Source organism: Kordiimonas sp. (genome assembly GCF_048260245.1).
Taxonomy (GTDB): domain Bacteria; phylum Pseudomonadota; class Alphaproteobacteria; order Sphingomonadales; family Kordiimonadaceae; genus Kordiimonas.
Genome location: NZ_JBLXGZ010000012.1, coordinates 78,838 through 91,255 on the forward strand (window position 1 = coordinate 78,838; position 12,418 = coordinate 91,255).

Below are 12,418 nucleotides of genomic sequence, written 5' to 3' on the forward strand. Positions count from 1 at the left end.
GAATCATCTTGGTCATCAATCAATCAGGCCTGCGGCCATCAATTTGTCGTGCAAGGGGCTTAGGTGCTTCTCATAGTTGCGCCAGTTTTCGACCGAACTTGTATAAATGGGCTCGCGTATTTGTGCGGCGCTTGCAGTCGAGGAGGCTGCTGACGACTTTTCAACGGCGGCCATGTCCTCCACCCAATCGAGCCCGCAAAACTCAGCGACACGTTTCCCTTCAACTTCGGGTGAAGTGACCATTTTCTCATAGGAAACGTCGAGAATTTCGCCCGGCATCAGCGCAGACCAGTGCGCCATCAGTTTGTGGTAGGCGGTATAATATTCGGCTAGGTCAGATAGGTTGTACGAGAAGAAATAAGCTTGGTTAAACAGCGTCTTGTAAACGGCAAAACATGTATCCATCGGGTTGCGCACCAAATGGATGATCTTGGCGTTGGGGAGAGCTTTTTTGATTAGCCCACAATAGAGAAAATTGAAGGGCAGTTTGTCTGTAAAGCGTCCTATGTCGCCGATCATGCCGCGCACGTTTTGAAGGTAGATCTCTCCCATGCGAGTATAGTTCGCTTCCAGCGCGGCACTCAGCGGGTTGAGGTTCTTGTCGGGGTTTTGTGCAATATGTGCATTGATGACGGCACGCATTGCCATGGAAAAATCATTGAGCTCTCCGCCGGCGGTAATGTCTGCGTGGTTGCCGAGGATACGTTCAACAAGCGTGGTGCCAGTACGTGGCATGCCGACGATAAAGACCGGCCCGTCGGTGCTGCTGCCGTCAGGTATTTTGTCAAAGACAGCGCGGGTGAAGGTTTTAGTGATATCCTCCATATTTTGCACCTCAGTGCGCACATCGTAGCGCAGGTGAGCACGCTGCATGTCGGCGCCGCGCTTCAGCGCTGCAAAGGCGGCATTATACTCGCCCATGTCCTCTTGCTCTTTGGCAAGCGCATAGGCAGCACCCACCTCGTCTTTCCAGACGAGCTTCTGATCCAGTACAGCTTGCAGCGCGGTAGTGTGGTTTGCCTCGGGCGTTTGTTTTTTGAGCTTGGCGCGTAACATTAGCGCCTCGCCATGGGTCGGTGTGTGTGCAAGGAAGCGTGATATGGCCTCTTCGGCCTCATCCATGTCACCGCAATAATAACGGTTTTTGGCCAGCTCAAACAAAAATTTTGGACTCTCGGCGCCCAAGGATTTTGCCTTTGAAAAATAGCTTTCAGCGCCCTGCGGATTATCAGCTTGGGAGAATATCTGCGCTGCCTGAAACTGAATGCCTGCGTCTTCCGGTTTTAGGGCCGCTGCGATTTTTGCACTTTCCTGCGCCAGTACGCCTTGACGCAGCATCAATTCAACCTGGGCCTTTTTGAGGTGCAGGGCGGGGGCGGCGCCGTCAAGTTCAATGGCCCGACCTATGTGTCTGTGTGCTTCGGTGAAACGTCCCTGATAAAGTGCGACCTCGCAGGCAAAATAGTTAACTGGCGGCAGGTGCGATTGTTGCGTCAGCAGGGCAGCGCTGATCTCTTCAGCCTTTTCCGGTTTTTGGTCGGCGAGCAATTGCAGGCCTTGGCGAATAAGCTGAAGCGCGTCCATGTTTCATCCCCGTATTGTGGCGGGCATCTGCCGACCGTAATTCTTGGTCCTAGCTTAGGACGTTAAAAAAGCGAACAAAAGATTAAAAAAGGCGGGCCGAGGCCCGCCTTTCCAAAAAGATTGTGCCGACTGTATTAGAAGGCAACCTGTACGTTTGCGTGCAGGTAACGACCCAGTGTGTCGTAGTAACCAGCGAACGTATTGGCGTTGGTGGAGAAGTTACCACCTACGAGCGGAGGCTCTTTGTCGAAGATGTTGTTCACACCAACGAGGAAGCCAACATGCTCGTTTACGTCAAACGAAGCTTTCAGGTCGAAGTAGGACTGAGCTGCGATATGATCGTCAATCGAACCATCACCGAGGCCGCCTACGCTACCGAAGTAACGCCACTTGGCGGACACGCTCCAGAAGCTGTCTGGTGTGAAGTTAACGGTCATTGTGTGACGCCATACTGGCTGAGCGAAACAGCCGTTTGATGTATAATCGTCTACGCAATCATATTCGTCGTTCTCAAGACCGCCAACTGGATCGGTTTCTTTCTTGAGCATGTAAGTGCCCGAGACTTTAGCCGACACAGTACCTACGCCAACGTCCGTGGTGTAGTCAGCTGCAACGTCAATACCTTGAAGGTGCTGACCACCGGTGTTGATGTTCGTGCCTACAACGTAACCAGCGTTACCAAGCCACAGGCTGCCACCGTTACCACGGTTGATCAGGCTACAGAACTCGGTTGCACCGGTGAGACCACACTGGCGAACAGCGATTTCTGGATCGATGATGGCAATCGCGTCTTCAAGCTGGATGTCCCAGAAGTCAACACGCAGTTGCAGGCCAGCAGTTGGGTTGGCGATTACACCAAATGTCCAAGAGTCAGCTTTCTCAGGCTCGATGGTTGGGTTACCACCATACAGTGCGTTGTACTGGCTGGCCGGGCTAAGTGTGATGCTTCCATACTGATCAGCAGTCACACCCGTGTTAGCACACTGAGCAGCAGTCAGCTCAGGGTTAGCACCAGCACATGGGTCAACACCGCCCCACAGACCACGACTTTGTGGTGAGAACAGCTCGTTTACGTTTGCAGCACGAACAGCGCGGTTGTAGCTACCAACGAATTTGATTTCGTCGATTGGGTTCCAGGACATTGCAACTTTGTAAGTCTCGGTGCTGCCTGAGGTGTTGTAGTCAGAGTAACGACCACCAAGCTCGAGTTCGAAAGTTGCTGGCAATGGAATGATCAACTCGCCGAAGATTTCTTTCACATTGTAAGAACCCGAAACCGATGGCGTTGCGCCACCCTGGCCGAGGAGCTGACCTTCGGAGAATACGGTATCAGAGTTGGATTCGAATACTTCCTTGCGGTATTCAACACCGATCACTGCCTGAATGCTGTCTTCTGCGCTAGGAACGGTCAGACCGAGGTCGCCCGTTACGTATGCGTTTGCGATGTATTCTTTCGTAATACCTTCGAGGACAGCAACGCCGGTCAGGCCACCAGCCTGGTCAGCGGTAACGCCTTGGTATTGGAATACATCATATTCTTCGTTTTCAAGAGCCTCACGGATGTTCGGCGCGAAGAAATCGTTTACGTAGTTGGATACGAACGTGGTCGAACCATACTGGAAGGACGCATCGTAGGACCAGCTGTCCGTGATGGCACCTTCAACACCGGTTACGATGCGGAAAGCGTTGTGGCTGATGAGGTTCGCACGAGGGCCACCCTCAACGTTACGCTTACCGATGTATACGCCGAATTGCTCGCCTGGGCCGATGCCGTACTGGTCGGTAAGCCACTGACGTTGAGCGTCATTCAGAAGACCAGATTCGTATGGCAGGTCGTACTGCTCGGCGAAGAAGGTACCGGACTCAGCAATCTGAGCATCGGTACGGTCACGCATGAAGCTTACTTCCATATATGGACGAGCGTGTTCGTTGATTTCGTAATCAATGAACGCACCAAATGTCCAGCGCTCATCAGGACGCATGAAGTGGTTAACCGGAGCGTAGTTATATACGTTCGAAGCACCGTCAACAAAGTTGCTGTTCGAATCAAGCGTCCAGCGGTTGGCGAAATCCATATCGTCTGGCGCACCAAGGTAGAAGTTTGGCACAACAGCGTTACCAGAACCACCACAAGACGTGCCTGAGCCGCTCAGGGCACATGACGAATAGTCACGACCAGCTTGCAGGAATTCTTCAACTTTACGCCATGTAGCATAAACTGTCGCGTGACCATTGCCGTCGGCAAATTCGCCACCCATGGTCAGGTCAACGTTGTACGCAACGCCGTCGATGCCGTTCGAACCCTCTGGGTATTCGAAGTTCTTGGCGTCCATCAGACCCTGGATGTAGTCGTTGTTGTTGTTGTGCTGATAACCGGAGATGCCAGCGCTGATTTCGATACCTTCGAAATCATCTTTCATCACGAAGTTAACAACACCAGCAACAGCGTCAGCACCATACGTCGCCGAAGCACCACCGGTGATTACTTCCGCACGCTCAACGAGAGACGCAGGAATTTGGTTGATGTCAGGCGCTTGTGACAGGCCGCCAGGCTGCAGGCGACGACCGTTTACGAGCACGAGCGTACGCTGTGAGCCCATACCACGAAGGTCAAGTGTTGCAGTACCGGTAGCACCGTTGGCGATGTAAGCTGTTTGCGCGGCTTCAATCTGCGGCAAGCTGTTCATCATGTCCTCAACCCGTGTGAAGCCCGACAGTTGAATGTCGGCGCTCGAAGTCACGGAGATCGGGCTAGCACTGGTGAAATCTTTACGTACGATACGGGAACCGGTGACCACGACCTCTTCCAGGTCAAATTCTTCAGCATCTGCATCTTGTGCGGATACACCGGTTACACCTGCGCCCAGCGCGAAGCTGGCGAGGAGTGTGGCGGCGCTGCCCATCAGGGCAGAACGACGCAGTTTCTTGAGTTCCTTAGACACTCTGCGTTTCCTCTTCTCTATTATTGCTTTCCAAGCACTCGGAATTCGCGGAAAATTTTAACCGCCCACAAGGTCTAGCCAGATTCTGTCCCTAAGCGACACAAAAGTTTAACGTTCAGCATGGTTGAGCTAATGTATTAAACGAAGGGTGTGTTATTTGCGCCACAGATATAAACGATAGATTATTTAGGGGTTAAACTACCGCTTTTTGGCGGTATCCCTAACTTTTAGCGCTATAAACCAAGGGTGGAGTGGCAAGAGATGGCGGCCTATAGTGGCCGGTGTGCCTCACGCGCCCATTTGGACAAGATCCACTTGGTTCCTGCCGTGGGCGGTTCGCCCGAATGCAGGCTGGCCATGTCTCCTTCACCCGCATCGTCTACGTTGGTGAACTGTAGAAAACTACCGCGTTCCCCATTGAAACGAAAGTCCGTATGGTGGAAGCAGGTCGCGCCGGCTTGATAGTCGTCGTTCAGATATAGAAGCCCAGTTTGTATTCGTTGACCGCCGTCTTGGAGATGGGGACGATGCGCAGGGAACGTTGGGTCGAAGAAATCGTAATGCGGCGCGTAGGATTGCCCTGTTTCATACTGTAAAAAAGACAGAGGATCCCCGTGGTCAATTGGTTGGCCCATAGCGCGCATCATTCGTGCGCTGACGGACAGGGTAACTAGGTCAGCCTCAAGCAGCCGGAAGTTGGCAAAGCTGTTGGTGCGCGTGCCGTCTACTATCTCGCCCGCTTGGGCATCATGCACGGTCGCTGCAGTCAGATGCGGCGATCCCGCCCCGATCATATAGTCACAGAGCAGACATGATAGAAAACCACGCTGCACGTAAACTGAAGGCGATTGGCTCACTGAGCGCTTTTTAGACAGCGGCCCTTCATGCGGCAATATGATCAGCCGCTTCATATCCCACCACGGGACCTTAGGGGCCAGAACCGGCGGTCGGGCGCGCCGCATTGTCTCGCCTGCAAATTGCTCGAGCCGGGTTTGTGCCAGCCTGTATCCGTCGTTGGCTGCTGCCGCTATCCATCCGAGCCCGGCGGCGTGATCGTCCGGGCGCTGTTCCGATAGAAGAGCGGCGCCCAGGAGGTACTTTGCACAGGGCTGGTCACTCTGCGCCGCAGAAAACAAAAGTGTGTGACGGAGTGAAGCCAGTCGTGGGTGGGGGCGCAGCATAACGGCAAGCTGCATCAGCGCGTTTGCATCACCTGCCTTAGCCAGGCGGCACAACCAACCGGTAGCCTTGTTCCAGCTCTGCTCTACTCCGGTCCCTGACGCGTAAAGGTTAACTGCCAGTCGGCCAGCCACTGAATGCCCCGTCTTTGCGATCGCAATAATGATCTGGGCCCCACCGCTTTCATCTTTTTGCACGTGCCGTCCGGCTATTGCCCAGACAGCCATTTGCAGCATGGCAGGCTGCCAGCCTGTATCCGCTGCCTTTCGTACCCATGAAAGCGCTTCTGATGGATTCCCCGCGCTGTCGTTTATCTGGCCAAGCTCAAGCATGGCTGCCGGATCGCCTGAGCTGGCTCGGGCAGTTAAACCAGTCATGTTGGTATTTATTGCATCGTGCATTTAAACTCGTGCTCCGGTTGCCTCCCGAAGGCAGTACGCCGGGCCTGAAGCCCGACGTGTAATTATTTTAAAAGACTGGCGTCTTTAGAAATTGGCGCGGAAGCCAAATGTGAAGCGACGACCAACCACATCATAGGTGCCGGCGTCGGTGTTAAGCTGACCGGCGACGCCCCGACCGAAAACAGGCGCTTTTTTGTTGAACATATTGTCAACATTGGTGAACAGCGAGATGTTTTCGTTCAGCTTGTAGCGCAGGCCAAGGTCGAAATAGTTCACCGACGGGATAACCGGCACCACGGTATCTTCAGCGGCACGGGTACCAAAGGCGACCCGTTCATCCATCACACTGTCGATATAGCGGTGACGGATCGATGCCGAAAAGTCCTCGATGGAGTAGGTCAGCCGTGTGGTAAACGACCATTTCGGGTTGGCGCGACCACAGATGGTGCGAACACCAATCAATCCGACACAATCGTTGGCCTCAACAAATGGGCTGCCCTGTGTGATGGATTCAAGGAAACGAGTGCCCAACACTTTGATGTCGAAGTTCCCGCCGACTGCGTCGAAGTTATAAGCTGCGGAGAAGTCGACACCTTTTGCCGTAAAGCGGGCAATGTTTTCGTTGAGCAGTGGCACTTTTTCGAGTTGCCCATCGCTGCGACGGGATGACAGCGCCTGACAGTATCTGTCATTTAGGTCCAGAACCTGGTTACAGGCGTCCATCGTACCTTGCAAACCGCCGCCGAGTGCAGCAATCGCGTCATCAACGACAATGCTGTAGTAGTCAGCCGTGATGGTCAGGCCAGGAATTGCTTCTGGTGTGACAACAGCGCCAACGGACCACGTCGTGGAGGTTTCTTCATAGAGGTCAGGGTTGCCGCCCAGCAGTGACTCGATTTGTGCATCGTTTTGCTGGAAGCCATCGATCTGGCCTTCTGGTACGCCAAGCAAGACACAGAAGTCACGCTCTGCCGCTGTGCGGTTAGCATCATCGTTACAGAAGTCTGTAGCGCCCGGGAAGCTATTGGATGCCCCGAGGAAGAGTTCCTGCACGTTTGGTGCACGCACCGCGTGTTGGTAAAGACCGCGAACCTTGATGTCGTCGATCGGACGCCATTCACCACCGATCTTGTAGCTTGTGACACCGCCTGCTGTTGAATAGTCAGAGAAGCGGATACCAGCTTCAATACCGAGGTATTGAGCGCCAGCGACGCCTGACAGAATAGGTACAACGGTTTCGAGGTATATCTCTTTTACGTCATAGCTGCCGCTTGTAGGCTGGCCCGCATTGAAGCCGTCGATATCACCTGTTGCAAGGAAGGTATCTGGCTGGGTGTTTGCCGATTCCTTGCGGTATTCAACACCGGCAGCAAAGCCGAGGTCACCACCTGGCAATTCGACAAGACTGCCAGCGATTGTGGCGCCGACCTGCTGCTGGGTTACAGAGGTCAGGTTGGTCGCAGCGATCTTGACATAATCGATCATTTCCTCGGTCATGCTGCCCTCACCGAACGGGTTGAGGACTACGCAACCATTCGCCGGATTGAGGCACTGGGTAGGATCGTTTGGATCAACCATAAGGCCTGCCCGGAACCGAGAAATGACGATATTACCGTCCTGGCGCTGGGAGGTTTCCGATTTGCCGTAATTATAAAAGAATTCCCAGTTCATCCCGTTACCAAGTTCGCCGTTAAGGCCGACGACATAGCGGAACATTTTATGATTGTCCTCGCTCAGGCGCGGACCAGCTTCGAGCATGCGGCGGGCGATCGACAGCTGGACTATGCCGTCGCCATCATCATCACGCGTCGCAAACAGGTTGCGCAGGTCGTTGGACATATAAGGGTTGTTCAGGTCAATATCGACGTTCGACTCAGAAAACGGGGTTGCAGCAAGCTGACGCTCGATCAGGTTGTTGGTGTACATCACTTCTGCAAACAGGTTGATGCTGTCGGTAACCTGATAGTTACCAAGGCCGGCGATGGAGTGGCGTTCCAGCGGTAGTTGCAGGTTGTTCACCGGGGCGAAGTTATAGGCATGCTGTGAGCCGTCGTAAGCCACTGGGCTGCCATTGGCATCCACGAGGTAGTTAAAGCCGCCGGAGCCGCTGAAACGCCCTTGCGGAATGGATGAACTACCACCCGGCAGGAAGATCGGGTCGCCGTTGTCGTCGGTAAATTCGTCAAGCTGTACTGCTGCGAAATCCCGGTCACCGGCAAGTGTCTGTTCTCGTTTCAGGTAGTTGCCATAAATGACCACGTTACCCCGGCCGTCGGCGAAGTTTCCGCCAAGGGTAAAGTCGGCGTTGTAGCGCTCCGAATCGCCTTCCTGGCTCAAGCCGTATTGGCCGTTCACCTGAACACCCTCGAAATCATCCTTGAGGATGAAATTCACAACCCCTGCCATAGCGTCCGAGCCGTAAACGGCAGATGCACCACCGGTTACGACCTCGACCTGTTTGATTAGTGCTGGCGGTATGTTGTTGAGGTCAACTACGCCGTTTGTCGCAGTGCCTACCATGCGGCGGCCGTTTACGAGCACGAGTGTCCGCGCCGTCCCGAGATTGCGCAGGTTGACGTTTGCTTGCCCATTGCCGGGGTTGTTTGTTGTTGGGCCGTTGCTTGACGCCGTCTGCGGTAAACCGTCAAGGACGCGGTCTACTTCAACGAAAGCACCAGCATTAATTTCTTCGCTGGAAATTACGTTTACGGGACTGTTGGCGATCAGGTCTTTCCGCGGGATGCGGGAACCTGTGACGACCACTTCTTCGAATTCGGCATCTGCATCCTGACTATCTTGCGCATATGCAGCCGATGTCGTGAGGGCCATCGCTGCCAGTACCGATGCGGTGCTGCCAAGAAGGCCTGCTTTAATGATCCTACCCTTATAAATATTCATTATATTCTCCTCCCAGTGAGAACTGTTGGTCCTAAAGAGGAGACAATGACGAACTAGAAATGGACCGAAATAAACAAGTCTTTACATTTTTTATACAGTTATATAACCAGCAAATACTGATACTGTGCTAAATGAAGCACACCAAAAAGTTATAGATTATTTAAATAGTTTATAATTTTATTAATATAGTTTAATTTTCTATTGTCTGACGGCGCGCGAGATGCGGTTGGGAGGGGTGTTCCGCTAGCTGTCTGCCCGCTGCGCAAAAGCTGCACAGATTCGAGCGTTTTTTGCGCAGTTTTGAGGCTTGGCGCGTGAAGCTGAAAAAAAAGGCGCAGCTCCAAGCCGCGCCTTCTTCCCAATTTATCCGTGGCTTTTAGTTAACGCGTTTCACGCGGAACGTCTTGCCGGTTTCTTCAACTGTCATAAACAGGCCTCCCATCTCGGTTTCCTGAATTTTAACCGCCATGCCGGACCTGATTCTACCGGGCCGGGAGCCATCCGCATGTTGCCAGATGTGTCCGTTTTCAAGCTTGATATAAAGGTCGCCAATCGCGGAGCGTTTGGTCGCCACAACGCTGCTGTGGATGGTGTTGAAACCGCCATCCGTTGCGCCGCGCTGACCAAATTCTTCAAGCGCCAGCGCTGCCAGGTCGGCCTGGCGTTGCTCTTCCGCAGCGATGATGGCTTCTTTCTCGGCTTTTTCGCGCTCTGCTTCAGCGCGGAGGCGGTTTGCCTCCTTTTCTGCAGCTGCTCGCAGTCGCTTGGCTTCGGCGCGCTCTGTGGCGGCAACGGCTTTCAGTCTTTCTGCCTCGGCCTTAAGATCACCGGCCTGTTGAAGCTGCGAACTTGCCCGTTTGAAATCAAAGACCGAGGCCGCTTTATCAAAACAAGACAGCCGTTCCGTGTTCTCGGCGATTCTTGCGCAGGCTTCAAAAGCCAGCAGGTTATTTTGTGCGTCTTCGGCGAATGCGCCGATGGTGGACATTCCCGATAGTGTCAGCGCGAAGCTGAGGTGCGCCAGTTTCATTCTTTGTATCCTTTGAATCTATAAGTCGAATAACAGGTAAAAGGCATCATTCAGCCCGCGTTTTTTTTGTTGCACACCCTTACCCGGTGAAGATGACCGGCAGATGAACAGTTGAGCCAAACGCGGCCGTTACTGGCTGTCGACCGCTAACGGTCTGTCCCCTGTATTCTCGGGGTATCCTCCGCGCTGTCCTGGTGAACCTCTGCATTGCTTTCAGCCAGTATCAGTGAACGCTGCATCTGGATCTGGGCAATGTCAGCCATCAGTCGCGTGCGTGCGGCGGCATATGTTTCCAGATCAGGTCCTTTAAGTTCTCGCCCTGTCGGCAGGTCCAGCGTGAGTGGATTCGTCTGCTTGCCGTTCATCATGACCTCGTAGTGCAGATGCGCTGCACTGACACGGCCAGTCGCGCCGGCATACCCGATAATCTGACCCTGCCTGACGCGCGCGCCCTGCTTAATGCCCTTGCCGTAGCGGCTCAGGTGGGCGTACGCGGTCTTATAGGTGCCATTGTGGCGGATGCGGATATAGTTCCCATAGGAGCCATACCGGCTTGCACGTTCCACCACACCATCGCCTGCTGCCATGATGGGGGTTCCAGTGCGCGCACGGAAGTCCACCCCCTTGTGCATACGTGTGTAGCCAAGCACCGGGTGTTTGCGTCGCCCGTAGCTTGAGGTGACGACGGTGACATCCAGTGGTGTTTTCATCAATGCCTTGCGGGTGCTTTTGCCTTCACCGTCAAAATAATCCTCGTCGCCGTTGGCATCGACAAAATAGTTGGCCTCCAAGTCACGCTTCCGCATCGTCAGCCGTGCCTGCAAAAGCTGGCCTTCCTGCATATCGCCGAAGTCAGGCGCATATTTACGTTCAAAATAGACCTGAAACTTGTCTCCGGTCCTGATTTCACGCTCGAAGTCGACATCGAAACTCATAAGGCGGATAAGCTCTACAATCACAGCGGTGGGCAATCCCTCCCGCTGTGCAGATAAATACAAGCTGTCAGTTATCTCGCCTTCCACGAGGCGGGTCAGGGAAATGGTGGAGATGGTTTCGCGGCTAGCCGTGAAACCTCCTTCTGTCGCGTTTACTACGGCTTCTGCATCAAAACTGTCGCGCATGCGCAGGCTTGCGACTTCCCCGTCGGCTGACATTTTGATTCGCACCTCCTGCCCGCGTTGCAGGCGGCGCAGGTTTGTCACATCGCGCAGTTCAGCGACAATCTTGTGAGCAGTGGGGGCAGATATGTCCGCGCGCAGCAGCAGGGCAATCAATGTCTCGTTACGCTTGAGATTATACGCCCGTTCTATCGGGGCTGCTGGTGCGACCGCAGTAATGTCTTCCGCTTCGGCCGACATGCTACCTGCTTGAGACAGGGTACCCTCGGTGGCCATATCTGTTGTCGGGGTGTCACCAGTATTCCCGGGGGCAGACTTATCTGTGCCGGTCAGCAGGTGCGCGATAACCAGAAGCAGTATACCTGAGGCGGCAATGAGCCCAAATCCAACTGGCGACTCGCTTGCCTTGCCAAGCCGAACAAAGCGATCCCTTGTGCCGTTGGGTAGCCGAAGTGTGGAGAAGCGGCCAAAAATCTCGCGCAGTCGAAACATCTATATCCCTTCTGATTCACGTTGGTCCGGTAACAAGAAGCTTTCTTGATTCTCTTTATTGGACCTGCTGAAAACAAACTACAGTCTTTATATATATAGGGCAACATGCCTGTCGCTTTAGAAGCTCTGCTTTAAGCTCTAGCAAACTGTCCTTAGCTTGGAAAGCCCGCGTTTCTGCGCCTTTTCGCGAAGGGCTGTAAAAAAAGTGCAAAAGAGGTAAAAAAGCGCTTGCGTAAATGGGGCCATACCCCTAGAAACCGCTTCACCGACGGGGCGCGCTGCTCTGCCGGACGGGACCCCCCGGGGTTCGCAGTCTGGTAAGGAATGCCGCAACGTCCCAACGATCTAGAGGGTGTTGAAAAACAGCCTTGACATGGTAGCTCCGGTTACCATATACAGGTCGACCTTGTCGCACGCTGACGAAATGTCCGGTCCGACACACTGCCTGACAGACGAAAGTATCAGGTGACTGGAATTTCCGGTCGGGCAGGATTTTGTTCTTTGACATTGTGGAATGGAAGGGAGATGTGGACGGTGGTCTGGTGACCATTGTTTAGATCTCAAGGATACTCCGGAGGTTTTGTAAGCCTCTTATGTATCCGGCTACTTCGAGAGAAGTAGTGTCAGTGAATTCTTGAGCACGGTGAGCGATCATCGTGAGGAAGATTTTCTGGTTGTGTGAAGAACGGTGGTTTTTACGGAAGCCATTAGGTTTCTTGTTCAACTTGAGAGTTTGATCCTGGCTCAGAACGAACGCTGGCGGCACGCCTAACA

7 protein-coding genes are annotated in these 12,418 nt (G+C 53.6%); all 7 read right to left on the minus strand.

Annotated elements, in window-relative coordinates:
- Positions 1-15: 15 nt before the first annotated feature.
- Complete coding sequence (locus ACN0VM_RS08670; RefSeq protein ID WP_417450471.1) at positions 16-1,584, minus strand: tetratricopeptide repeat-containing sulfotransferase family protein; 1,569 nt, start codon at positions 1,582-1,584, stop codon at positions 16-18.
- A 134-nt stretch (positions 1,585-1,718) separates the two neighbouring features.
- Positions 1,719-4,526, minus strand: a complete 2,808-nt coding sequence (locus ACN0VM_RS08675; protein ID WP_417450472.1) for a TonB-dependent receptor plug domain-containing protein — start codon at positions 4,524-4,526, stop codon at positions 1,719-1,721.
- 269 nt (positions 4,527-4,795) lie between these two features.
- Positions 4,796-6,106, minus strand: coding sequence for a 2OG-Fe(II) oxygenase (locus ACN0VM_RS08680; RefSeq protein ID WP_417450473.1), 1,311 nt, complete (start codon positions 6,104-6,106; stop codon positions 4,796-4,798).
- 84 nt (positions 6,107-6,190) lie between these two features.
- Positions 6,191-9,004: a TonB-dependent receptor domain-containing protein gene (locus ACN0VM_RS08685; protein WP_417450474.1), complete on the minus strand. Its 2,814-nt coding sequence runs from the start codon at positions 9,002-9,004 to the stop codon at positions 6,191-6,193.
- Positions 9,005-9,380: 376 nt separating this feature from the next.
- Positions 9,381-10,034, minus strand: a complete 654-nt coding sequence (locus tag ACN0VM_RS08690) for a hypothetical protein (RefSeq protein ID WP_417450475.1) — start codon at positions 10,032-10,034, stop codon at positions 9,381-9,383.
- Between the two features lie 146 nt (positions 10,035-10,180).
- Positions 10,181-11,644, minus strand: coding sequence for a peptidoglycan DD-metalloendopeptidase family protein (locus ACN0VM_RS08695; RefSeq protein WP_417450476.1), 1,464 nt, complete (start codon positions 11,642-11,644; stop codon positions 10,181-10,183).
- A 553-nt stretch (positions 11,645-12,197) separates the two neighbouring features.
- The coding region (locus ACN0VM_RS08700) for a hypothetical protein (protein ID WP_417450477.1) at positions 12,198-12,418 on the minus strand (221 nt) is incomplete at its 5' end.